The sequence below is a fragment of the Rhodococcus sp. MPR-R1B genome, from assembly GCF_058793255.1.
Genome location: NZ_JBXAFO010000015.1, coordinates 124,423 through 147,804 on the forward strand (window position 1 = coordinate 124,423; position 23,382 = coordinate 147,804).

Genomic DNA, 23,382 nt, shown 5'->3' on the forward strand with positions numbered 1-23,382 from the left:
CGAGGATCAGCGTGCGGGCGGAGTTGTCTGTCGGATTCTCATTCGTGGCTCAGAGCCCTTACGAGGTCCCCGTGTCACTTCAGTTCTCCCCGTCCCGCGCCGCCGCTGTTCTCATCGCGGTCGCCTTGGTTTCGGCAGGTTGTTCCAAAGGTCAGGAATCAGAGTCGGCGTCTGCTGCGGAATCCTTCGCACAGCCGGTATCCGTGACCAACTGCGATCGCGAGATGACCTTCGATTCGCCGCCGCAGCGCATCGTGTCTTTGAACGGACACGTCACCGAAGCCCTCATCGAGATCGGCGCGGGTGATCGGATTGTCGGGCGGGCGTACAGCGACAACCCGCCAACTGCCGAGACCGCCGATGTATTCAACAAGATTCCCAGCCTTTCCGATACGTTCCCCAGCATGGAGCAGGTCCTCGACGTCGATCCGGACTTCGTGGTCGGAGGAATGACCAGTGCCTTCAACGAGAAGCAAGGCCGTTCCCGAGACGCTTTCGGCGAGCGCGGAATCAACACCTTCCTCTTCTCGGAATACTGTGGCACCGGTTTCCCCGACATCGGATTGCTCGAGAACGACTACACGCAACTCGGTCGAGTCCTGGGCGTCGAAGATTCCGCCCGCGAGGTCGCAGAGCAGATCAGCGATGGTCTCGATTCCGTCCGCGCTTCGGTCGGAGACGCGGCGCCGGTACCGACCTTCTTCTACGACAGCGGTGACCAGGTTCCGACGACCATCGGCGGAGTCGGCGTCGGTCAATTGGTCGCGGAATACTCCGGCGTCTCGAACATCTTCGCCGAAGGGACAAAGCCCTACATCGACGCATCGTGGGAAGCTGTTGCCGAGCGTGCACCCCAGGCAATCGTGGTCATCGACTACGGCGACAAGACAGCCGAGCAGAAGATCGACTTCCTCCGTGCCCAGCCGTTGATGGCGACCACCCCTGCTGTGCAGCAGAACCGGTTCGTCGTGGTTCCTCTCGCTGACCTGTTCGAGAGTTCACGGTTGGTGCGTTCGGCACAGACCATCGCAACAGCCTTCCATCCAGGCGCTGACGCGGCGAAGTGACCCGCACGCGTTACGGGTACGGCGCCCTGCTTGTCGGCTTGGCGGTCGCCTTGGCGATCGTCCTGGGGTTGGCCGTCTCCTTGGGATCGGTTCGCATTCCCGTCGGTGACGTCTGGGCGATAGTCGGAGCCCGTTTGGCGCCAGGGACTTTCGAGACGTGGTGGACCGCGGCGCGGGAGTCGATCGTGATCGACTCCCGCCTGCCACGTGCACTCACTGCCGCGGTAGTGGGTGCTTCGTTGGCCATGGCAGGTGCAGTTGCTCAAGCTGTCACCCGTAATCCGCTTGCCGATCCGTATCTGCTCGGAGTCTCGTCGGGCGCGGGATTCATGGTGGTGCTCGTGTCGGTGCTGGGTTTCGGCGCCGGCCTCCTCGGGGTTTTCACGATTCCGGTCGCAGCATTCGCCGGGGCGATGATCCCGTTGTTTCTCGCACTGCTGATCGGCGGCCGGTATCCGCAGCCGACCGCGATCATTTTGGTGGGTGTCGCGCTCGCCCAGATATTCTCGGCGCTCATCACCTTTTGCATCCTGGTATTGGCCGATGATCGGCACGTGACGTCGGTGATGCACTGGATTGCCGGCGGATTCGGTGATGCACGATGGTCGACGCTGATCTTCCCGACGATCGCACTCGCCGTCGTCGGCACAGCCCTTCTGTTCAGTTCGCGATGGATGGACGTTTTGCAGACCGGTGACGACGGGGCCGCTGCACTCGGTATGAACGTCCGACGGTTCCGTGTCTTGTCCTTGCTCGCGGTCTCCGTACTCGCGGGCGCAGCAGTCAGCGTTGCCGGTGGAATCGGTTTCATCGGTCTGCTGATCCCGCATCTGGCCGGCTTCATCGTCGGCACCAGAGCAATTCGACTGCTCCCTGCTGCAGCCCTGCTGGGCGCCGTCGCGATGGTTGCCGCGGATACCGCTGCGCGCTCGGTGGCACAATCCACTGAAGTTCCGGTCGGAGTGATCACGGCCCTCGTGGGTGCACCGATCTTCGTCTGGATGCTCTACCGGCAGTATCGGAGGCTCGAACAGTGACACAGGCCAGAACAGTGACACAGGCCAGAACAGTGACACAGACCAGAACAGTGACACTCCCGAAAGACTCCGAAACTGCGCCCCTGCTCGAACTCGTCGAGACCCGGGCGCGGCTCGGAAATCGCGAAGTGTTGCGCGGCATCACTTTCGCAGTCAAGTCCGGTGAAATATTGGGCTTGGTCGGGCCGAACGGCAGTGGCAAGACGACGGCGCTGCGCTGCTGCTACAACGCTTTGACGCCGACAGGTGGCGCAGTTCTGATCGATCAAGTCGACTCGACGACGCTCTCGCGTAAGGACATCGCCCGAACTGTCTCGGCAAGTGTTCAAGAACCCACTGTCTCGGCAGGACTGTCGGTTCGTGAATCGATCGCGCTCGGACGAACTCCGCACCGCAGCTGGTTGGACCGAAGCACGGAGCGCGATACCGCCATCGTGGACCGGTGCATCGAGCAGGTCGGTTTGGTCGAGCTTGCCGGACGAGACGTATCGACCCTGTCGGGTGGTGAGCGGCAACGTGTCTCGATAGCTCGCGCATTGGCTCAGGAGCCCAAGGTTCTGTTGTTGGACGAGCCGACCAATCATCTCGATCTTCGTCACCAGTTGATCGTGATGGAACTGCTTACCGAACTTGCGTCGGCGGGGCTCGCAGTTGTGGTCACGATGCACGATCTACGGTTGGCAGTCGAGTACTGCGACAACCTTGCCGTGCTCACCGAAGGTGAACTCCGCGCGTGTGGGTCTACGGTCGAGGTGTTGGACGAGCCGTTGTTGGCCGAGGTTTTCGGCATCAGGGCGCGAGTCGAACGCGGAGTACGTCCGCGGATGGAGATATTGGGGCTGGCATGACGGAATCGGTGGCCGGGATCTACGCCCGTATGGCAGTAGCTGTGCCGTTCTTCGACAACCTGAGCGCGTATCCGGATACGGTGCCCGCGGTGTTGATGACCGACCCCCAGTGGTTGGCAGCACGTGTCGCCGATACGGCAGAGCGATGGGGGAGTGCGGACAGTCGAGTGAACGGCACGTTGTGGTGGTACTCGGCCAGCTCGACGCTGACCGGCATTCCGATCGGAACCGGGATGGTCACCGGGTTCGCGGCCGATCCATCGTTGGACGGTGGGCGGATCTTCTTGCGTGACAACGGCTATCTGGGCGGGTTTGCTGCCGGATCGGTCATTCCGATCTCGCGGAGTGTGGCGGAGTTGGGCCACGCGATGTTCCGCTCACTCAGTCCCGTGATCGAGGTACTCGCCGAGGTGTCCGGCGTTCGGCAGCAGGCGCTGTGGGCGATCGCGACGGACTCCATCGCCAATCGCAGCCTCGACGCCGCCGGTAGCGCGAGGGAACGCGGAAGTGCATTTGCTGCCGGCCTGATCGATGTTCTCCGCGGTGAGAACCCGGGCATTCCGGTTCCGCGTTTCGTCGATGTCGGCCGCAATGAAAGTGTTGTGCGCGTTTCTAATCCGTTGACACCGGTGGCATCCGGGCGACGCAGATTCACGCAGCGCGCGTCGTGCTGCCTGATTTACGAGGTGCCCGGTGAAGGTAAGTGCACCAGTTGCCCGAAGCGCGCACCCGAAGATCGGGTGCGCGCCTTGGCTGCTCTGGTGTGACTGGACCCAGGCTTTTACCGGGTCGGGTGTTGTCAGGTCAGTGAGCTGCGACCTTGGAACGGTCGAGTCCCAGCGCGTCGGTCATCGTGAAGAACAGGTCGGTCTGGTCCGTGAGACCGCTGACGTTGGCCGCATGCGGGCCGAAAGCTGCTACGCGCAACTGAGTTCCGGTGTGTCCTTCGGACTCGACGGCCGGATCCTCGGACGTTCCGTAGCTGATCGTCATCTCCGAGCCGTCCTTGGTGGTCAGCTTGTGGGTCAGGCCGGGGTAGACGATTTCCTGGGCGCGCTCGACCGGGATGTTCTGGTCCTTGGCGATGGTGGCGATGTCGTCGGCGCTGACATTGGTGACGATCTGGCTGGTGTGAGCGTGGTCGGCTGTGACGATGACCAGGGTTTCTCCGTCGGTCTTCGCAAATTCGAGTGCCTTCTGCACAGCTTCGTCGAGGTCGACGGTTTCACCGATCTGACCGCATGCGTTGGCTGCGTGATCCTGCTTGTCGATCGAGGCACCTTCGACCTGGAGGAAGAATCCGTTGTCGTTGACCTTCAGTAGGTCGATGGCCTTCTGAGTCATGTCCGCGAGCTTCGGTACGTCGGAGGTTCGCTTGGGGTTGTCGACGCAGGTTTCGGCGGGCTGCAGGTAACCGTCGCGGGTGGCGACGGATCCTTCCCAGCGGACGGGCATGTTGCCGTCGGCGAACAAGCCGAGCACGGGTGCATCCTGATCGGCCTTGCCGACCTCGTTCATCTCGGCGGCGTTCTTCACCAGCTGGTAGCCACGGGCGGCGGCCTGCTCATTGAGTGTCTTGCCCTGCCAGTCACCGGCTTTCGCAGTCTCGGCGAAGGACTTGGCGCCGCCGGCAAAGGTGACGTCGGCGCGGGTGTCGAGGAGTTGTTCGCTGATCGATCCCTTGCCGCCGTTCTCGAGGGCGTTCTCCGGGCAGGACTTGGACGTCGCCTCCGGTCCGTAGCACTTGCGGCCACTGACGTGCGCGACCTGCACTGCGGGGGTGGCGTCCTGCACCTCGGCGGTGGAGACGTTGCCGGTGGCCTTGCCGTTCGCCTTGGCGATCTCGAGGACGGTCGACTGGGCCTGCCCCTTGATGTCGACCGAAATCGCGCCGTTGTAGGTCTTGGTGCCGGTGGACCATGCCGATCCGCTGGCTGCGGAGTCGGTGACGTAGTCGGGCTTGCCGTCCTTGGTCAGTGCGTAGTGCGTGTACTGGCCGGTGATCGGCAGGGCGTCGAGGCCGGGGAAGCTGCCCGCAGCGCCTTCGGCGTAGTTGCGTGCGGCGGTGATCTCCGAGTCGCCCATGCCGTCCCCGATCAGGAGGATGACGTTCTTCGCGCCGGAGGCATTGACGGCGTCGCGCACTGCGGCCGACTGATCACCGTCGATGCGACGAGCGCCACCGTTCGAGGACAGTTCGCCGGTCGCGGCGCGATCGACGGTCGCGCCGTTCGAGCCGGTGGCCTCGTCGGCGCTGCTGCTGCAGCCGGCAGCGGCCAGAACGGCGACGGCGCCGGCGACGGCCGTCAACCTACGTGTGTTGCGCGAGAACGACATACGAGTAGTACTCCTGGAAACAGTATGGATGGAGATTATGAACGCCGCTAATGATCTGGGGCGAAAGTGAACGGAGTGCAGACATGCGTACATCTGAATGTGACGAGACGGTGAGGGTTGAGATTCGCTCTGTTGACTGTGGGTGAGTGACCTGTCAGACTGAATCTGCATCGAACATCAGTTCGATGCATGTGGTGCGTCTTCCCTTTCGGCATCCTCGAGCAGTCGGTCGTCCCTGACGGCCGACTCGATCAGGTGCGAGGTCAGTGTGGGTTGGGGAAATGGGCCGCCGACGTGGTCCGAGATGGAACGGGTGCTTTCCGGACGACCCGGCCGTGTGGAACATGAGGATTTGTTTCCGGGCGATGGAAGCGACAGCCCCGCCTGGTCAAGAAAGCGCGGCGAGTACCACGCGGGCGAGCTCACCCGTGGTGTCGGTGTAGTTCCTTACGCAGAACTGCACGCTCACTCGGCCTTCAGTTTCCTCGACGGTGCATCACCGCCGGAAGAGCTGGTCGAGGAAGCAGTGCGTCTCGGGCTCGAAGCTATCGCCGTCACCGATCACGACGGCTTCTACGGCGTGGTGAGGTTTGCGGAAGCCGCACGTGAATGGGGAATGCGCACCGTGTTCGGGGCCGAGTTGTCTCTGGAATCGGTACCCAGAACCGGCACGGCAGATCCCGGTGGAACGCACCTCCTGGTACTTGCCCGTGGGCAGGAAGGGTATCGCCGGCTCTCGCGGGAGATCGCCGCCGCGCATCTGGCGGGCGGCGAGAAGGGCAAACTGCAGTACGACTACGACGTGCTGACCGAAGCGGCCGGTGGCCACTGGCAGATCCTGACCGGGTGCCGGAAAGGTCATGTGCGGCAAGCCTTGACGTCGGGTGGTCGCGAAGCAGCGGCGGATGCCTTGGGGGATCTGGTCGAGCGTTTCGGGGCGGAGCGAGTGTCGGTGGAACTCACTCATCATGGGTTGGCGGAGGACGACGAGCGCAATGCCGTTCTGGCCGAATTGGCGAGAGAGCATGGACTACGTACGGTGGCGACCACCGCCGCGCACTTCGCCGCTCCTCCGCGTCGACGCCTCGCCATGGCAATGGCGGCTGTACGGTCGCGTCAAAGCTTGGACGAGGCAGCAGGATGGTTGGCCCCTACCGGCGGAGCGCACCTGCGGTCCGGCGCGGAGATGGCGGCACTGTTCTCGCTCTATCCCGAGGCTGTCAGTGGTGCCGCCGATCTTGGTCGTGAGTGCGCTTTCGATCTCAAGCTCATCGCGCCCAAATTGCCACCGTTCGACGTGCCAGCCGGGCATACCGAGGCGTCGTGGTTGCGTGAGCTCACCATGGTGGGGGCGCTGGAACGCTACGGACCGCCGGAAGGTGCACCGAAGGCATACAAACAGCTCGAACATGAACTTGCCATCATCGAGGGATTGAACTTTCCCGGATATTTCCTGGTGGTGCATGACATCGTGTCGTTCTGCAAGAACAACGACATCCTCTGTCAGGGAAGAGGTTCCGCTGCGAACTCGGCGGTGTGTTACGCGATCGGCATCACCAATGTCGATCCGGTTCGCAACAAACTGCTGTTCGAGAGGTTTCTTGCGCCCGAACGTGACGGCCCGCCGGATATCGACGTGGACATCGAGTCGGATCGCCGGGAAGAGGCGATCCAGCACGTGTACGCGAAGTACGGGCGTACGTATGCCGCGCAGGTAGCCAATGTCATCACCTATCGAGGAAAGTCGTCGGTGCGGGACATGGCTCGGGCGCTGGGCTTTTCGCAGGGCCAGCAAGATGCGTGGAGTAAGCAGGTCGGCCGGTGGGGTGGTATCGACAAGAATGCGGATACCGATATTCCGCGTCCGGTACTCGAACTGGCGGCGCAGATCGAAGGCTATCCGCGGCACCTCGGTATCCACTCGGGCGGCATGGTCATCTGCGATCGTCCCATCGCCGACGTCTGCCCGGTGGAGTGGGCGCGGATGGCCAATCGCAGTGTCCTGCAATGGGACAAGGACGATTGCGCTGCCGCTGGGCTGGTCAAGTTCGATCTGCTCGGCCTCGGCATGCTCTCAGCTTTGCACTACATGATGGATCTGGTGGCCGAACACAAAGGCATCACAGTCGATTTGGCGCAACTCGATCTGTCGGAAACAGCGGTGTACGAGATGTTGCAGCGGGCAGATTCGGTGGGTGTGTTCCAAGTGGAATCACGTGCGCAGATGGCGACACTGCCGCGTCTGAAGCCTCGAAACTTCTACGACCTGGTAGTCGAGGTCGCGCTCATCCGTCCGGGGCCGATCCAAGGCGGATCAGTGCATCCGTACATTCGTCGGCGCAACAAACTCGAACCTGTGTCCTACGACCATCCGTCGCTCGAGAAGGCACTCGAACGCACGTTGGGGGTTCCGCTGTTCCAGGAACAGTTGATGCAGATGGCCGTCGACGTTGCGGGCTTCACGCCGTCCGAGGCCGATCAATTGCGTCGGGCAATGGGATCGAAACGCTCCACCGAGAAGATGGAACAACTGCGCGCGAGGTTCTATCAGGGCATGCGAGACCTACACGGCATCGGTGACGAGGTTGCCGACCGGATCTACGAGAAGCTGTATGCATTCGCTAATTTCGGTTTCCCGGAAAGCCATTCACAGAGTTTTGCCGCGCTGGTCTTCTACTCCTCGTGGTTCAAACTTCATCATCCCGCTGCGTTCTGCGCCGGACTTCTGCGCGCGCAGCCCATGGGTTTCTACTCGCCGCAGTCCTTGGTTGCCGATGCGCGCCGGCACGGAGTGCAGGTACACGGTGCAGACATCAATGTCAGCCTCGCGCATGCCACCGTCGAGGCAGGTGGATTCGAGGTTCGGCTGGGGCTGGGGGAAGTGCGCAACATCGGCGATGCACTCGCCGAGAAAATTGTCGAACAGCGCGACCTCGGTGGACCGTTCACGTCGTTTCTCGATCTGACCGGGCGGGTGGAACTGACTACCGCACAAGCTGAATCGCTGGCGACCGCCGGTGCGCTAGCCAGCTTCGGTATCTCGCGTAGAGAAGCGCTGTGGGCAGCGGGCGCTGCGGCGGGGGAGCGCCCCGACCGCTTGCCCGGTATCGGTGCGTCGGTCACAGCTCCCACCCTGCCCGGCATGAGCGACGTCGAATTGGCGGCGGCGGATGTCTGGGCGACAGGAGTATCTCCCGACACGTACCCGACACAATTCCTCCGCCCACAGCTCGACGCGCTCGGCGTGGTGCCGGCGTCGAGACTTCTCGACATCCCGGACGGTGACCGTGTGCTGGTGGGGGGAGCAGTCACACACCGGCAGCGTCCGGCCACAGCTGCGGGCGTCACGTTCATCAACCTCGAGGACGAAACCGGCATGGTCAACGTCGTGTGTTCGGTGGGGTTGTGGGCAAAGTACCGAAAATTGGCAAATACGGCGCCGGCGTTGCTTATTCGAGGGAAGGTGCAGAATGCAGAAGGCGCTGTCACCGTCGTGGCAGACCGGATGCAGCTGATGGATCTGCGAGTAACGGCCAAATCGCGAGACTTCCGTTAACGCCTGATTCTGGCCACCGTGTTAGTGCCGAGAGACAGTTTTGTGCCGAGAGGACAAATGTGGAGCTCAACTCTGACCTCCGAGCATATGGTGCGGGTCACATTTGCTCCCTAGGGTTGTCGCTTGAGCGCGATCGATTCACCACACGCAGCCGCGGTCAGTTGCCTTGCGCGTGAATATCGTCGCCTTCCAAACGCGCTGAACCAAAAGCACTTCGAGTCGAAGAGGAACTTCATGAGCACAGCGATTCTCGTCGCACACGTACACCCCGCCGATCCGTCTTCGGAGGATGCGTTCAACCGTTGGTACGACGACGTGCATATTCCGCAGGTCGTCGAACGAGTGCCCGGAGTTGTCTCCGCCTCCAGATTCTTCCTGGCGGATGTGCAGTTGCTGCCCGAGGATGCATTGCCCGCGCGCCGCTACCTGAGCATCTATCAACTCGACACGGAAGATCTCGCGGGCACCGCGCAGGCGTTGGGAAGTGCTTTGGGCGACGGAACTCTCGACATGTCCGAGGCCATCGCGACCACCGGCGACACCGGACCCGAATTGCTTTTCTACGTCCCGACCGAGAATTGAAGGGGAACGCTGACATGTCCGATCTTCTCGCGAACAAAGTTGCAATTGTCACCGGCGCAGGTGCCGGAATCGGCGCCGCCATTGCCCGGGCGTTCGGGGCGGAGGGCGCGAGGGTCGTGGTCTCCGACATCAACGGTGGCGGAGCACAGGCAGTGGCGGACTCGATCGACGGAGCTATCGCTGTCACAACTGATGTCACCGACGAACAGCAGGTCAAGGATCTCGTCGCCAGAGCGGTCGAAGAGTTCGGCGGACTGAACGTCGTAGTACCCAACGCCGGTATCGCCACCACGACCCCGCTGATCGAGACCTCGTTCGAGGACTGGCGGAAAGTGATGTCGGTCAACCTCGATGGAGTGTTCTTGACAGTGCGTCATTCGCTGCCCGCTCTCGTCGCATCCGGTGGCGGTTCGATCGTGAACATCTCGTCGATCTCGTCGACCACCGGCTCGCCTTTGATCGGCAGCTATGCCGCAGCCAAAGCAGCAGTTCGCAATCTCACCGAAACCCTGTCAGCCGAACTTCGCTTCCACGGAATCCGCGCGAATGCATTGCTGCCCGGATTCATCGATACCGACCTGGTCAAGAGTCACCAGCAGGATTTCGAGAATGCCCTCGGCCTCGAGTCCGGGGGATTCGACGACTTGATGGTCACGAAGCAGACGCGCTATGGCCGGACCGAGGAAGTTGCCGCCGCCGCAGTGTTCTTTGCGAGCGACCAGTCGTCGTGGTGCAACGGCAGCAGCCTGGTTCTCGACGGAGGGTTCACCGCTTCTCTCCTCTGAGCAGCAGAACCCTTTTCGAACGTCACCCGATCACCATTCGTGCGAGGATCCACACCATGACCAACCGCGCCGTGTACGTACTCCCGCCTGGAGGATTGAACAACCTCGAATCGAGGACGATCGAGACTCCGGGCCCGGGTGCGGGTGAGGTGACGATCGCGATCCACGCTAATTCGCTCAACCACCATGACTACCTCGTGGCGACCGGAGAGATAGCGACCGACGGTCCGCGGATCCTGTTGTCCGATGCTGCCGGGGAGGTCGTTGCGGTCGGAGACGGCGTAACGCAGTTCAGCGTCGGAGATCGCGTGATGAGCACCTATTTGCCGCATTGGCGGAGCGGCACACCGGATTTCGACGGATTCGGAAATTCGCCGGGTGACGGTGTCGACGGGTTCGCCCGCGACACCGTCACCGTGCCGGTATCTGCTGTGACAGTGATGCCGCGAAACTACACCTACGAGGAAGCCGCTACCTTGCCCACCGCAGGTTTGTCAGCGTGGCGCGCACTATTTGCCGGAGTCCCGATCATCCCAGGGTCGTCGGTGTTGATCCCTGGGACCAGCACGGTAGCGTTGTTTGCCGTCCAGCTGGCCAAAGCTGTTGGAGCCCAGGTGATCGCAACCTCGTCGGCACCCGACAAGATGGCTCGATTGGCCGAACTCGGTGCCGATCACGTGGTCAACTACCGCGAGCGCCCGGACTGGGGATCGGAGGCGATGCGGCTCAGCGGCGGAATCGACCTCGTCCTCGACGTCGGCGGGCCGTCCACCCTCGGCCAATCTCTGGCGGCAGTCCGACCAGGCGGGCGAATCTGCGCGCTTGGCATCATGAACGGCCCCTCGTCGTCGATCGACCTGACTTCGCTACTGACCAAACAGGTCACCATCGAAGGTGTTCTGGTGGGCAGTCGTGCACATCAGGAGGAGATGGTCGCCGGGCTGGAGAGCCTGGCGCTTCGTCCCGTCATAGATTCTTCCTACAGCCTCGACCGCCTCGCTGACGCTTTCGAGCAGCAGAAATCCGGGCAGGCCTACGGCAAGATCGTCATCACAAACCCTTGATCGCTTGCCGGTCCCAACGGGGATCGGTGAGGATTTCCGCCGAGTCGCCGACAAATGCACGTGCGGCAGTCTGGTCGCCGCTCAGGGTGAATCTCAGCCACGCGGTGAGGTAGCCCCGGAATCCTTCGCCATCTGCGGCCCAATTGTGGCCGACGCCAAGCAGTCTGCCGCGGACCGCCGGTCCGGCGGTTTTGTCGAAGTACTCAGCTTGCGGATCGGCGGTGGAGACCGGGTCGTCGGCGCCGGTCATGAAGAACGTCGGTCCGGTCAACTGGGCCACGTCGATCACGTCGACAGTTCGCGAGGCCCACCACGGGTCCGGCAAATCGAGCACCGCTGTGGCGGTGATCAGATTCGCCGACTGAGTTGCAGCGTTGATCGCGCCGCCTGCCCCCTGGGAGTGGCCGACCGAGGCAATGTTTTCGGTGTCTATCCTCTGGTGAAAAATGCTGTCAGCGTTGGTGTTCTGATCGACGACGTACTGGGCGGCACCCAGAATCTCGGTACCGTCGCCGGTCACGCTGCTGTCGGCCACCACCACGACAAAACCCCAAGAAGCGAGATGTTGCAGGAGCGCTTCGTACTCCTCGTAAGTCGCGTAGCTGCCGTTGCCGAAGGTGATGACGGGATGCCGATTGCCATCAGACGACAAGTCGGCTGGGTAGAACAGTTGGTACCCGGGAACTGAATCGGCAGCCACTTCATGCACACCCTTGGCTGCATACAGATCGCTGATCGATTCCGACGCGATGGATTCGGTGGTCGCGACTTCGGGAGTTGTCGGAACCCCCGCGGTGGCATGAGTGACGGCACCGGAGAGTGCCAGCACACACGATGCAGTCACGACGGCGAACGAGTACTTGGTTCGAGAAGGCATGGGCACAAGTATGTCTTGTACGGTCGCGGTCGGTCAGGCCGAGACGGGTGTGTGCCGTTCTTCGCCGATTCGATCTCGGATGAGGAAGACGGCGATCACCCCGAAGACGACCAAGAGGACCGTCAGTAGAGAGGTGATGGCGGCGGCGCCGCTCACTTCCGTGGTCACCGAAGTGTCCAGCCCGCCGGTCGAGAGAATTGTGGTGGGGTCGGTGAGGCCGTGTAACACGATTGCGGCCCAGATCGTGCCCGTCACACGCATTGTCAGGTACATGCACATACCGAAACCGAAGGTGTAGACCACGGTGACAAGGACGGTCGACGGCTTCATCCCGGCGATCAGGTTGACCGTGTGCATGAGTGCAAACACCAGTGAAGACACGACGGCGACAAAGCGCTCGCGGTGGCCGGCGTCGCGCAGCATCTTCACTGCCAGGCCACGGGTGGCCAATTCCTCGGTCAGGCCGACGCACGCACCGAGCACCAGCAGGGCGATTACCTCGCCGGTGGTCCAGGCGCTCCAATCGGTTCCCGCCAGATGCGCAACAATGGCGGCGACCACGATGATCGGACCGATCCACATCCAACCGCGCCCACGAATGGGTTGTGGGCCGAAGACGCCGCGCAGCCAGCCGACCTTTGTCGTGAAAACCAGCAGGGCGATCCCGCCGATCGCGATGGGCAATGCGACGCCGAGGAGGATGCTGGAGGCGCTTGCCACGACATTGTCCGTGTCGATCTGGTCTGCAAAAACCCTGGAGGTAACCTGCCCGACAGCAAGATAGAACGCCAGGTAGACGACGATCAGCAGGAGCACTTTCCACACGGTGGGGCGACTCCAAAAACCGGACTTTTCGGGAACCGTATTGGTCATTGTCAGATCGTAAAGGGAGCTGCACGAAAACGCGCGGGTACCGTCTATTCGGACAGCAGCGAACACGAAGGCAGGCGCAGAAGAAATGTTGGAAGTCGATTTGAATGCACTGGACACGGCTTTGGCAGCGGGTGAGCCGTTGATCGACGTCCGTGAGGCCGACGAGTTCGCTCAGGTCCGAGTTCCCGGTGCGACGCTCATTCCGCTCAGCGAATTCGTCTCTCGCGTGGGTGAAATTCCGGACGCGGAAACGGTGTACATCATCTGCGCCGTCGGTGGTCGGAGCTTGCAAGCCGCTGAGTATCTGCAGGCTCGCGGCATCAATGCCGTTTCGGTGGCCGGTGGAACGATGGCGTGGTACCAGTCGGGGCGCCAGGTCGAGACCGGCGAATAGCGCGTAACTGTTGGGGCAGCTCCCGTTTACGGAGCTGCCCCAACACGTCACTTCCGCCAGAACAGGTGGTGCGTCACGCCGCTCGGGCTCGGCACAACGTCGAGGTTGAAGCGGTCGAGTAACTCGTCAGGTGTCTCCCACAGTCGTAGACCGGATCCGAATTCGATCGGGGAGACAGCGATGTGCATCGTGTCGACCAGATCGGCGTCGAGGAATTCACGGATAGTGCTGACTCCGCCGCCGAGTCGAACGTCCTTGCCCTGCGCTGCCTCACGTGCCTGCGCGAGGGCCGTCGCGGGGTCGGCGTCGACGAAGTGGAATGTCGTGTCCGATAGCGTGAACGACGGCCGCACGTGGTGGGTCAAGACAAAAACCGGGGTGTGGAACGGTGGCTCGTCGCCCCACCAGCCCTGCCACTCGAGATTCTCCCAAGGGCCGCGGTACGGTGAGAATTTGTTGCGGCCCATGATTTCGGCGCCGATGTTATTGGAGAAGTCCCGCGTGAAATAGTCGTCGAGGCCTCGGCTGCCGCCGGGATCGGTGCGATTGGGCCAGCTGGCCGTAGCTCCTGCCCACGCAAACATTTCACCGTGGTCCAGGCCGAACGGGCTCTCGAAGCTCTGGTCCGGACCGCAGGCTATTCCGTCACTCGAAACGCCGAAATTCTGCACTCGCAATAACTGACTCACCGTGTACTCCTGCTCTCGACAATGGTCTACGTGAGTACAGACCGTACGGCGAGCCAAAACTCATCGGTGCGAATTCATGCAGCCGCCGGTAGAACTCCACTGCGGATCGACCGGACGGTCCTGACCGCGACGGTTGCCCAGATGGGGATCAGTACGGTCAGCAGGGCAAGTGCGATTCCCAGGATCAGGGTGGAATCGGTGGCGACTCCGAAGGCATTCGCTCCGACGGCACATGCTCCGATGGGGAAGGTGAAGCTCCACCAGCCGAGCGAGAAGTCCAAGCCGCGGCGCAGTGCGTGGATGGTGACGACGGTGACGGTGACAAACGCGATCACGCCGATGATTCCGACGACGGTTCCGTAGGCGATCCCGAATTCGTGCAGGGTGTCGGCATGCTCGGGGCTGAGTGCATGCCGTGAGGCGGCGGCCAACAGGTTGGATGCCGCGATCGACTGTCCGATCACGCCCAACGGAATCCACAGTGAGGGAATGGCATTGAACGGGATCACGTCGACGCCGGCCGAACGGTTGCGTGCGAACTGCCTGGCGACGGCTACCAGAATGCCGATGGCGGCGGTCAGCGCCAGAGCGAACAGGATGTAGCAGAAAACCAGTACCGCGATGCGTGGAGCGCCTTCGGGCATGTGGGTGCTGACCGCTGCGCCGGTGGTGGACGAGACCATCGGAGGTACGACGGGCATGAGCCAGAACGGCATTGCCGTCGCCATCCCGGCATCTCGAACGAGTCGAATCATCATCACGACGTAGGTGACCAGGCCGAGTGCCGTGCCGAGTGTCCACAGTGTCAGCGACACGGTGATCGCCACGTCGTGGCCGAGGAAGTCCGGGCCGGTGATGCCGGTTGCGGATCCCACGGTCAGCAGTGCCATTGCGACGGCGCCGTAGAAGGGGAACATCGCGGGGCTGTGCAGGTAGGCGAGGGCCTGACATCGATGTTGTGACCAATGGGTGGCAAATGCTCCGATCAAGGCGCACAGTACGAGAACCGCCAGAACCCAGAAGATCTCGGAGACCAGTTTCAAGCCCTCGATCTCCGGTTCGAGCGAAGCGGCGGCCACCGACACGATTCCCGTTCCCATCGCTGCCGCGAACCAGTTCGGAGTGATGTGGGCGAAGGTGGAACTCGTTGTGGTGGTCATGTATTTCACTGTCGTCTCATCCGGTCCGTACCGGTAGACCGGTTGTTCTTGAATGCCCACAAACTCGCCTTGTGGGTCTAATCTTGGGACTATGTCGTTGTCTCCTCGGGTGCCGGAACTCAGTGCCCTCGACGTCCTCCTTTCCGTAGGGCGTCTGGGCAGCATGGGTGCTGCCGGCCGGGAGCACGGACTCAGTCAGCAGGCGGTCAGCGCCCGGGTGCGTTCGGTCGAACGCCAACTCGGAATCAAGGTGTTCGATCGAGCGGCGACCGGTGTTCGTCCCACCGCCGAGGGCGGTCTGATTCTCGAGTGGGCAAGTCACATCCTCGTCAGTGCCGAGGAAATGGCATCGGGAGTTGCCGCACTTCGCGGTGAACGTGATGCTGCCGTCACGGTTGCCGCCAGCATGACCATCGCCGAGTATCTGGTTCCCGGATGGACGGTCGCGATGCGGCACAAGTTCCCCAACGTCGTGGCGTCGGTGAGCTTGCACAATTCCTCGGACGTCTCTGCTCAAGTTCAGGCCGGCCAGGCCGATATCGGATTTGTCGAAGGGCCGGATGTGCCGTCGGCGCTTGCGTCGTGCGAAGTAGCGCGTGATCACCTCGTCGTGGTTGTGCCGCCGGGACACGACTGGGCGAATGGTGTGCCCGTTCCGGTCGAGGAACTCGCACGCACACCGCTGATTCAGCGCGAGTCAGGGTCCGGTACGCGCCTGACGCTCGAGAATGCTGTTCCCGATTGTGTGCCGCCGCTGCTCGAGCTCACCTCGTGTACCGCTGTCAAGGCTGCGGTGGTGGCAGGCAACGCCCCGGCTGTTCTGTCGTCGCTGGCAGTTGCCGCCGACCTGACGGACGGCCGACTGGTCGCGGTCAACGTCGACGGCTTGCGGATGCCGCGTCGACTCCAAGCCGTCTGGGATCCCGATCGCGGATTGCGCGGTGCGGCAAGAGATTTCCTCGACATAGCGCTCGGATCCAACACCGCTGTTCATTCACGCTGACGGCTACGGCCGCTATCGGACGGTGTCGATCCCCGCGAGGATGAGCTCGATGCCTGCCAGAAACTGTTCTCGGTCGTCGTGGTCGCGCAACTGCGCCGTCACCTGATTGAGGAACGGGTACTTCGCAGAGTCGAGTTCTTCCCATCGCGTGGCGACGCCCGCGAGGAAAGCGGACCGATCTGTCTCACGGGGGAGCAGACGGGCGCCCGCGGCGTACTGTCCGGCGAGACCGAGCACGTAGTTCAGGAGCGCGGACGCGCAGTCGAACTGTGCCGATTCGGGAACGCCGAGCGCCTGGAGTTGCTCGCCGAGACTTTCGAAGATCTGCATCACCGCTGATTGCCATGGCTCGCGAGAGAGTTGGGTGCCGACCCACGGGTGCGCGTCGATCGCGTCGAACACGCCGAGGGTGATGGTCCGGATCGCCTCCCGTGGGGCTGCGCCTTCGGTTGCACCGGTTGTCACGCGGGCGATGACGTCGTCGGTCGCCGCGGCGAGCAGTTCGCTCTTGTTGGCAACGTGCCAGTAAATCGCCCCGCTACCTGTTGCCAGGCGTGCGGAGAGTGCGCGAAATGTCAGCGCGGCTTCGCCCTCGTCGTCGAGGATCTCGATCGCAGCCTCGACGATTCGCTCCTTCGAGAGCGCATCCGTACGTCGTTCGGTCCGCTGATTCCTGGTCGCCATGCGAACCATCTTGACATATCTGGAACGCCGTTCCAAGATGTCATTGGAACGGCGTTCCAATTGAAGCCTGAAAGGAAACAAACATGAGCAACTCGATAACGATCATCGGGGCGGGCCTCGGCGGTCTGACCCTCGCACGTGTCCTTCACGTTCATGGAATTCGGTCGAAGATCTACGAGGCGGAACTGTCGGCAGAAGCTCGCACGCAGGGCGGTCAACTCGACATCCACGAACACAACGGTCAGGCCGCGCTCGACGCCGCCGGCCTTACCGACGAGTTCCGCGCGATCATCCACGCGGGCGGCGCCGCGTCGCGCGTACTCGATCAACACGCCGCCGTGCTCCTCGACGAACCCGACGACGGCACGGGAACACGTCCCGAGGTGCTGCGCGGCGACCTCCGTCGAATCCTGATTGATTCCCTTCCGGACTACACGATCGAATGGGGACGCAAAGTCGACACTGTGCGCTCGCTCGGAGATGATCGCCACGAGTTGACCTTCGTCGACGGTTCGACAGTGACCACTGACCTTCTCGTCGGTGCAGACGGTGCCTGGTCGAAGATCCGGCCGCTGCTCTCCGATGCGAAGCCGGAATACGTCGGCACCACGTTCGTCGAGACCTACCTCTACGACGTCGACGAGAAGCATTCGGCTGCAGCCGAAGCCGTCGGGGACGGGGCGATGTACGCGCCCGCACCAGGAAAAGCGATCGCCGCGCATCGAGAGGCGGGAGACATCGTGCACACCTACGTTCAGCTGAACCGTCCGGCGGAGTGGTTTGCCGGTATCGATTTCACCGACGCCGCCGCTGCGACAGCGCGGGTCGCGGCCGAGTTCGACTGTTGGGCACCGGAACTCACGGCGCTGATCACCGATGGCGAAACCGCTCCGATTCCGCGCGCGATCCATGCACTTCCCGACGAGCACCGATGGGATCGAGGGCCTGGGGTGACGCTCCTCGGTGACGCGGCGCACCTGATGGCCCCGTCCGGTGAGGGTGCGAACTTGGCCATGTTCGACGGCGCCGAACTGGGAAAGGCGATCGCCGCGCACCCCGACGACATCGAAGGGGCACTCGCCGAGTACGAAGAAGCGATGTTCGTGCGCAGCGCATCCGAGGCCGCGGACTCGCACGTGATCCTTGATCTCTGCCTCGGTGAAGGCGCACCGTATTCACTGGTCGATTTCTTCACCGGCGCTGCTTCCATATCCGGATAATGGGCGAATGCCTGTTGATTCCACTCCTTGGTCTGCCGCGATTGCGCACGTGAGCGGTCTCTCGAAGGGCGGCCCGTTGGATCGAAATCACCGGGTGACGTTGCACTTTCATCCGGACCTCCCGTCTGAACGTGGTCTGACACTGGCCTCGATCGCACGTCAAGGCACCTTTGTGACCCAGTTCGAGTCTCGAACGAGCAACGGCGGACTGACGGCGCATCACGGCGGCGATCGTTGGCGTTGGGAGAGTCGGATATTCGGCGGAGCTTACGACGAGCGAGAGCCCTCGGAACGGCCGAAGTACGGATCGTTGAACTTCTCCGCCGATCCCTACGGGGCATCCCCTCGGTTCGGCTCGTCCTACTTCCGGCTTGCCGAGCACACGCTCGACCGCACCACTTTCTGCTTTCCCGACAGCGTCTTCGAGCCTGATCATTTCGGAACGGCCGAAGCGATGAGCTTGGTCGGCGCCGCACGGGCTGCCGAGCTCGACGATCCGCTCGACCACTACATCGAGGCGCACGTTCACGGCGTCGTCGACATCGGGACGGACGTCGAGGCGCTCGTTCTGGATCCGAGTTACCGGGGCACACGGATCGAAGAGATCGCCCACTCGCTCACGTGCCCGGTGCTGTGGCACGAGGGATACGCGGTCGATGTCGACGAGATAGCCGAACATCCCGAATACCGGGGAGCGGCCGTGATCGACCTTGCCCGAGAAATTGCGCACGGCAGGCGGCTGACGCCTGCCGTCCTGGGGCTCGCACGGGGTGCATCCTTCGATCCGCAGGACGTCAAGAAGGTTTGGCACTACATCGCTCGATTCGGCGGCAGAGCGTAGAACTGGGCATTCGCGTACAGCTGCACGTCGACGACCGCTGGTCCCAGGACCGCACATCGGTCCGAAGGTCGCGGTGAGGAAAGAGTGATTGATACGCAACATCGGGCATGAACTCCCGAAACAACTGCATCCGAAGATAGAAGTCGACCTTGATCCTCGGTCGAAGGGATGCATGAATCGATGGGCGCTCAACTCACCACCACCAGTGTCGACACACTCTGCGCATACTGCGGGGTGGGCTGTGGTCTTGTCCTCGACATCATCACCGATCCCGAGACGGGGCGTCGGAAGGCTGCGAAGTCTTCCGGTCTGAAGACACATCCCACCAACTTCGGGCGTCTGTGCACCAAAGGCACCACGACCGCAGACATGCTCGCCGGCCCGGGGCGCATGGAATCTGCATATCGCCGTCCGCGCCGAGGTGATGCGATCGAAGCGGCGGACATGGCCGCAGTCATCACTGACACCGCCCAGCGCCTGCGGGCAATAGTCGACGAGCACGGTCCCGACGCGTTTGCGTTGTACGTGTCCGGGCAGATGTCACTCGAAGCTCAGTACCTGTCGAACAAACTGGCCAAGGGCTTCATCGGGACCAATCAGATCGAATCGAATTCCCGTTTGTGCATGGCGAGTGCCGGCACCGGCTACAAGCAGTCACTCGGGGCCGACGGACCGCCCGGTTCCTATCAGGACTTCGAACACGCCGACGTGTTCTTCGTGACCGGCGCGAACATGGCGGACTGCCATCCGATCCTCTTTCTGCGGATGCAGGAGCGGATCAAGGCAGGCGCGAAGTTGATCGTCGTCGATCCTCGACGCACCGCCACCGCCGACAAGGCGAACTTGTTCCTGCAGATCGCTCCCGGCACCGATCTCGCGCTACTCAACGGACTACTCCACCTGCTCGTCGTGAACGGCCACACAGATCCGGACTTCATCGCCGACTTCACCGAAGGCTGGGAGGTGATGCCCAGTTTCCTCGCGGAGTACACCCCGGAGAAGGTCAGTGAGATCACCGGTATCCCCGAGGCCGACATCCGCACTGCAGCGCAGTGGATCGGTGAGGCCGCCAACTGGATGAGCTGTTGGACAATGGGTCTGAACCAGAGCACCCACGGCACGTGGAACACCAACGCCATCTGCAACCTTCACCTTGCGACCGGTGCGATCTGCAAGCCCGGCAGCGGTCCGTTCTCGTTGACCGGTCAGCCGAACGCCATGGGTGGGCGCGAAATGGGCTACATGGGGCCAGGTTTGCCAGGTCAGCGCGCCGTGATGGTCGACGCCGATCGCGACTTCGTCGAGGAGCGATGGGGGATCCCGCAGGGCTCGCTGCGCACCGACATCGGCGGTGGCACCATCGACATGTTCTCCCGAATGGCGGCGGGCGACATCAAAGCGTGCTGGATCATCTGCACCAATCCCGTTGCAACGGTAGCCAACCGCAAGACCGTCATCGACGGCTTGGAGAAGGCCGACCTCGTCATCACCCAGGATGCTTTCCTGGGCACCGAGACCAACGAATACGCCGATGTTCTGCTGCCTGCTTCGCTGTGGACAGAGTCCGACGGAGTGATGATCAATTCCGAACGCAACCTGACGCTCTTTCAGCAGGCACTGGATCCGGTCGGGCAGGCGCTGCCTGATTGGCAGATCATCGCCCGGATCGCCTGCGAGATGGGGTACGCCGAAGCGTTCACCTACACCTGTGCCGAAGAGGTGTTCGAAGAGATCAAGCAGTTCTGGAATCCGAAGACCGGCTACGACTTACGCGGCGTCACCTACGAGCGCCTCCGCAAGACATCGATCCAGTGGCCATGCCCGCCAGACAGTGATCAGGACCGTCATCCCATCCGATACGTCAATGACGGTGTCAGTCAAAGGCTCCTGATCCGCGAGGACGGCAGCACTCCGCGGCTCGCATTTCCCACCGCCACTGGCCGTGCGATGTTCTTCGCACGGCCGCACATGCTTCCCGCCGAAATGCCCGACGACGACTACCCCTTCCTGCTCAACACCGGTCGTCTCGCGCACCAGTGGCACACCATGACCAAGACCGGCAAGGTGGCCAAGTTGAACAAGCTCAACCCAGGTCCCTTCGTCGAGATCCATCCCGACGACGCCGCCAGGCTCGGCATCGTCGACCAGGATGCGATCGAGGTTGCCTCACGTCGCGGTCGCGCTGTGCTTCCGGCTGTTGTCACCGACCGAGTGCGTCCGGGGAACTGCTTTGCCCCATTTCACTGGAACGACGCCTTCGGTGAATATCTGTCCATCAACGCCGTCACCAACGACGCCATCGACCCTGCCTCGCAGCAACCGGAGTTCAAAGCCTGCGCTGTCACTATGACGAAGGTCGCCGTGAACACACCTGAAACAGTGCTCGCCGAGGCGGCGCTGCTGGCTCCCGCGCCAGCTGATCGGGCGTTGTCGCGAACCGATGTCCTCGCGGGCGTCCTCGGTCAAACTGGAACACCTGCAGTGGTATTCGATGCGCTCCAGCAGAGCTACCTGGCCGGCCTTCTCGCTGCGTTGCGTGCGGACGCCGATCGCACTGCCGGGGTACCTACCTTGCCGTCGACGGCACCCTTCGATGCCGAAAAGCGGATGTGGGTCGACGGTGTTCTGGCCGGCCTGTACTCGCGGATCTCACTTCCTGACACCGACGGGCCTGCGTTGTCATCGAGTCCGAGTATTGGATCCGAGCGCGCGCCGATCGTGGTGCTCTGGGCATCGCAGACCGGAAACGCGGAAGAATTCGCTGCTGAGTGCGCCACTCGTCTCGGGGGAATCGGCTTGCCCGTCGTGATGCACGCGATGGACGAATTCCCGGCCGCCGACCTGGCAGCTACCAGAGAGGTCCTGCTGATCACCAGTACCTCCGGTGACGGCGAATCCCCGGACAACGGCAGCGGTTTCTGGGATGCGTTGTCTGCTGACACGGCGCCCCGCATGTCCGAGACACGTTATGCAGTAATCGCTTTCGGTGACTCGAACTATGCCGACTTCTGTGGACACGGACGAAAGCTCGACGCCCGCCTTGCCGAACTGGGAGCCAGTCGTATCGTCGATCGCGCCGACTGCGAGCCCGATTTCGAGGACACCGCTGCTGGATGGCTGGAGGCGGTCACGGCTGAGCTTCGGAGCTCGGTGGCCGGCGAGACGACCGACGTCCTCGTTGCAAAGAAGAATTCTGGGACAACCGTTGCAGCCGCGCCGATTTCACCGGCGATGTCGCCGCCGCTGCGATACAACAAGAAGGCGCCACTGACCACAGCCTTGACGCGCAATGTCGTGCTCAACCGTCCGGGTTCTTCCAAAGACGTGCGGCAGTTGGGCTTTCACCTTCCAGGTGACACGGTCAGTTACGAAGCCGGCGACGCTCTCGGAGTCTGGCCCCGAAACAGCTCTCCGTTCGTCGACGAGTGGCTCACCCTTACTGGCCTCGACGGTGACGAGACCGTCGAACTGGGGCTGTACGGGGAAATGACGCTGCGTACCGCGCTCACCGAGCGCCTGGAGATCACTCGAATCTCGACCGACATGATTCGATTCGTGCATCAACGAACCCGCGATTCGGACCTGGCCGAGTTGTTGAAGCCGGAGAATGTCTCCACGTTCAAAGACTGGTCGTGGGGACGACAGTCCGTCGACATTCTCGCGCAGTCGCCCGTTCGTGCCTCGACCGACGAATGGCTCTCGCTGCTCAAACCGATTCAGCCGCGGCTGTATTCGATATCTTCCAGTCCGAAGGAGAACCCACGCGAAGTGCAGTTGACGGTGTCCGCGGTGCGATACAACGTTGCGGGTGTCCCACGGCGTGGAGTGTGCTCGACTTACCTCGCCGACCACGCTCACGATGACGACATCGGTATCTACGTGCAGAAGTCGACCCACTTCCGGCCACCTTCCGATCCCGAGACCCCGATGATCATGGTCGGTCCGGGGACTGGCATTGCACCGTTCCGTGCCTTCCTGCATGAGCGGCGGGCATTGGGGCACACGGGCCCGAACTGGCTGTTCTTCGGAGAACAGCACGCCGCGACCGACTTCTACTACCGCGAAGAAATCGAAGAATTGCGGAAAGACGGATTCCTCACCGAACTCGACCTCGCGTTTTCCCGGGATCAAGCCGACAAGGTCTACGTGCAGGACCGGATGCGTGAGCGGGGTGCGCTGCTGTGGGAGTGGTTGCAGAAAGGAGCGCACTTCTACGTCTGCGGCGATGCCAACCGGATGGCCAAGGACGTCGACAGTGCCCTCAACGGGGTGGTCGCTCAACACGGAAAACTGGCTCCTCGCAGTGCCGAGGCATACGTGAAGGCTCTTTCGGCGGAGAAGCGCTATGTCCGGGACGTCTACTGA

The 23,382-nt window shown here is 62.4% G+C and carries 19 protein-coding genes; 13 read left to right on the top strand and 6 right to left on the bottom strand.

What is annotated here, in order from left to right; all coding sequences use genetic code 11:
• Nucleotides 1-71: 71 nt before the first annotated feature.
• From AC1Q61_RS20920 to AC1Q61_RS20935, 4 genes are read left to right on the top strand one after another with little or no spacing between them, the layout of a single operon-like run.
• A complete protein-coding gene (locus AC1Q61_RS20920; protein ID WP_054188177.1) occupies nucleotides 72-1,067 on the top strand; it encodes an ABC transporter substrate-binding protein in 996 nt (331 codons plus the stop codon).
• Nucleotides 1,064-2,104: a FecCD family ABC transporter permease gene (locus AC1Q61_RS20925; protein ID WP_054188140.1), complete on the top strand. Its 1,041-nt coding sequence runs from the start codon at nucleotides 1,064-1,066 to the stop codon at nucleotides 2,102-2,104. Before AC1Q61_RS20920 ends, AC1Q61_RS20925 begins: the two co-directional genes overlap by 4 nt.
• Nucleotides 2,105-2,154: 50 nt before the next feature.
• Nucleotides 2,155-2,952, top strand: a complete 798-nt coding sequence (locus AC1Q61_RS20930) for an ABC transporter ATP-binding protein (protein ID WP_083197714.1) — start codon at nucleotides 2,155-2,157, stop codon at nucleotides 2,950-2,952.
• Nucleotides 2,949-3,719: a (2Fe-2S)-binding protein gene (locus tag AC1Q61_RS20935; protein ID WP_030535100.1), complete on the top strand. Its 771-nt coding sequence runs from the start codon at nucleotides 2,949-2,951 to the stop codon at nucleotides 3,717-3,719. The genes AC1Q61_RS20930 and AC1Q61_RS20935 overlap by 4 nt, the downstream gene beginning before the upstream one ends.
• Before the next feature lie 37 nt (nucleotides 3,720-3,756).
• Here AC1Q61_RS20935 and phoA read toward each other — a convergent pair whose 3' ends face one another.
• Complete coding sequence (gene phoA / locus AC1Q61_RS20940) at nucleotides 3,757-5,289, bottom strand: alkaline phosphatase (protein ID WP_030535099.1); 1,533 nt, start codon at nucleotides 5,287-5,289, stop codon at nucleotides 3,757-3,759.
• 268 nt (nucleotides 5,290-5,557) lie between these two features.
• Between phoA and AC1Q61_RS20945 the strand changes: the two genes are divergently transcribed.
• The 4 genes from AC1Q61_RS20945 to AC1Q61_RS20960 all read left to right on the top strand — a co-directional run bounded on the left by AC1Q61_RS20945 (nucleotide 5,558) and on the right by AC1Q61_RS20960 (nucleotide 11,276).
• Complete coding sequence (locus AC1Q61_RS20945; protein ID WP_492650997.1) at nucleotides 5,558-8,845, top strand: error-prone DNA polymerase; 3,288 nt, start codon at nucleotides 5,558-5,560, stop codon at nucleotides 8,843-8,845.
• Between the two features lie 234 nt (nucleotides 8,846-9,079).
• Nucleotides 9,080-9,427: a hypothetical protein gene (locus AC1Q61_RS20950; RefSeq protein ID WP_007727425.1), complete on the top strand. Its 348-nt coding sequence runs from the start codon at nucleotides 9,080-9,082 to the stop codon at nucleotides 9,425-9,427.
• 14 nt (nucleotides 9,428-9,441) lie between these two features.
• Entirely contained in the window at nucleotides 9,442-10,212 is a 771-nt protein-coding gene (locus tag AC1Q61_RS20955) for a glucose 1-dehydrogenase (RefSeq protein ID WP_030535097.1), read from the top strand.
• 56 nt (nucleotides 10,213-10,268) lie between these two features.
• Nucleotides 10,269-11,276, top strand: coding sequence for a zinc-dependent alcohol dehydrogenase family protein (locus AC1Q61_RS20960; RefSeq protein ID WP_042923467.1), 1,008 nt, complete (start codon nucleotides 10,269-10,271; stop codon nucleotides 11,274-11,276).
• Here the strand turns inward: AC1Q61_RS20960 and AC1Q61_RS20965 are convergent.
• Both AC1Q61_RS20965 and AC1Q61_RS20970 read right to left on the bottom strand, forming a co-directional pair.
• A complete protein-coding gene (locus tag AC1Q61_RS20965) occupies nucleotides 11,263-12,153 on the bottom strand; it encodes a poly(ethylene terephthalate) hydrolase family protein (RefSeq protein ID WP_042923470.1) in 891 nt (296 codons plus the stop codon). The two genes, AC1Q61_RS20960 and AC1Q61_RS20965, sit on opposite strands and share 14 nt — an antisense overlap.
• 33 nt (nucleotides 12,154-12,186) lie before the next feature.
• The gene (locus tag AC1Q61_RS20970; protein ID WP_003941033.1) at nucleotides 12,187-13,026 is read right to left on the bottom strand and encodes a CPBP family intramembrane glutamic endopeptidase; all 840 of its coding nucleotides are present in this window, start codon (nucleotides 13,024-13,026) and stop codon (nucleotides 12,187-12,189) included.
• Nucleotides 13,027-13,111: 85 nt separating this feature from the next.
• Between AC1Q61_RS20970 and AC1Q61_RS20975 the strand changes: the two genes are divergently transcribed.
• Complete coding sequence (locus AC1Q61_RS20975) at nucleotides 13,112-13,420, top strand: rhodanese-like domain-containing protein (RefSeq protein ID WP_003940684.1); 309 nt, start codon at nucleotides 13,112-13,114, stop codon at nucleotides 13,418-13,420.
• A 47-nt stretch (nucleotides 13,421-13,467) separates the two neighbouring features.
• On the opposite strand, the gene AC1Q61_RS20980 is transcribed toward AC1Q61_RS20975, so the two are convergent.
• Nucleotides 13,468-14,109, bottom strand: coding sequence for a dihydrofolate reductase family protein (locus AC1Q61_RS20980; RefSeq protein ID WP_003940771.1), 642 nt, complete (start codon nucleotides 14,107-14,109; stop codon nucleotides 13,468-13,470).
• Between the two features lie 74 nt (nucleotides 14,110-14,183).
• Entirely contained in the window at nucleotides 14,184-15,269 is a 1,086-nt protein-coding gene (locus AC1Q61_RS20985; protein WP_232319070.1) for a TDT family transporter, read from the bottom strand.
• Nucleotides 15,270-15,360: 91 nt separating this feature from the next.
• On the opposite strand from AC1Q61_RS20985, the gene AC1Q61_RS20990 reads away from it, so the two are divergent.
• Complete coding sequence (locus AC1Q61_RS20990) at nucleotides 15,361-16,272, top strand: LysR family transcriptional regulator (RefSeq protein ID WP_030535095.1); 912 nt, start codon at nucleotides 15,361-15,363, stop codon at nucleotides 16,270-16,272.
• Between the two features lie 12 nt (nucleotides 16,273-16,284).
• On the opposite strand, the gene AC1Q61_RS20995 is transcribed toward AC1Q61_RS20990, so the two are convergent.
• The gene (locus AC1Q61_RS20995) at nucleotides 16,285-16,965 is read right to left on the bottom strand and encodes a TetR/AcrR family transcriptional regulator (RefSeq protein ID WP_007727412.1); all 681 of its coding nucleotides are present in this window, start codon (nucleotides 16,963-16,965) and stop codon (nucleotides 16,285-16,287) included.
• A 74-nt stretch (nucleotides 16,966-17,039) separates the two neighbouring features.
• Between AC1Q61_RS20995 and AC1Q61_RS21000 the strand changes: the two genes are divergently transcribed.
• The 3 genes from AC1Q61_RS21000 to AC1Q61_RS21010 all read left to right on the top strand — a co-directional run bounded on the left by AC1Q61_RS21000 (nucleotide 17,040) and on the right by AC1Q61_RS21010 (nucleotide 23,382).
• Nucleotides 17,040-18,176, top strand: a complete 1,137-nt coding sequence (locus AC1Q61_RS21000; protein ID WP_042923478.1) for an FAD-dependent oxidoreductase — start codon at nucleotides 17,040-17,042, stop codon at nucleotides 18,174-18,176.
• Nucleotides 18,177-18,183: 7 nt separating this feature from the next.
• Entirely contained in the window at nucleotides 18,184-19,017 is an 834-nt protein-coding gene (locus tag AC1Q61_RS21005) for a DUF3626 domain-containing protein (RefSeq protein WP_054188142.1), read from the top strand.
• Between the two features lie 180 nt (nucleotides 19,018-19,197).
• A complete protein-coding gene (locus AC1Q61_RS21010; protein WP_042923540.1) occupies nucleotides 19,198-23,382 on the top strand; it encodes a bifunctional nitrate reductase/sulfite reductase flavoprotein subunit alpha in 4,185 nt (1,394 codons plus the stop codon).

Coding starts and splice junctions, on each gene's coding strand:
- AC1Q61_RS21000 (WP_042923478.1), top strand. CDS start 17,040: ATGAGCAACTCGATAACGATCATCGGGGCGGGCCTCGGCGGTCTGACC.
- AC1Q61_RS21005 (WP_054188142.1), top strand. CDS start 18,184: ATGCCTGTTGATTCCACTCCTTGGTCTGCCGCGATTGCGCACGTGAGC.
- AC1Q61_RS20975 (WP_003940684.1), top strand. CDS start 13,112: ATGTTGGAAGTCGATTTGAATGCACTGGACACGGCTTTGGCAGCGGGT.
- AC1Q61_RS21010 (WP_042923540.1), top strand. CDS start 19,198: ATGGGCGCTCAACTCACCACCACCAGTGTCGACACACTCTGCGCATAC.
- AC1Q61_RS20955 (WP_030535097.1), top strand. CDS start 9,442: ATGTCCGATCTTCTCGCGAACAAAGTTGCAATTGTCACCGGCGCAGGT.
- AC1Q61_RS20995 (WP_007727412.1), bottom strand. CDS start 16,965: ATGGTTCGCATGGCGACCAGGAATCAGCGGACCGAACGACGTACGGAT.
- AC1Q61_RS20965 (WP_042923470.1), bottom strand. CDS start 12,153: ATGCCTTCTCGAACCAAGTACTCGTTCGCCGTCGTGACTGCATCGTGT.
- AC1Q61_RS20935 (WP_030535100.1), top strand. CDS start 2,949: ATGACGGAATCGGTGGCCGGGATCTACGCCCGTATGGCAGTAGCTGTG.
- AC1Q61_RS20970 (WP_003941033.1), bottom strand. CDS start 13,026: ATGACCAATACGGTTCCCGAAAAGTCCGGTTTTTGGAGTCGCCCCACC.
- AC1Q61_RS20990 (WP_030535095.1), top strand. CDS start 15,361: ATGTCGTTGTCTCCTCGGGTGCCGGAACTCAGTGCCCTCGACGTCCTC.
- AC1Q61_RS20960 (WP_042923467.1), top strand. CDS start 10,269: ATGACCAACCGCGCCGTGTACGTACTCCCGCCTGGAGGATTGAACAAC.
- AC1Q61_RS20950 (WP_007727425.1), top strand. CDS start 9,080: ATGAGCACAGCGATTCTCGTCGCACACGTACACCCCGCCGATCCGTCT.
- AC1Q61_RS20985 (WP_232319070.1), bottom strand. CDS start 15,269: ATGACCACCACAACGAGTTCCACCTTCGCCCACATCACTCCGAACTGG.
- phoA (WP_030535099.1), bottom strand. CDS start 5,289: ATGTCGTTCTCGCGCAACACACGTAGGTTGACGGCCGTCGCCGGCGCC.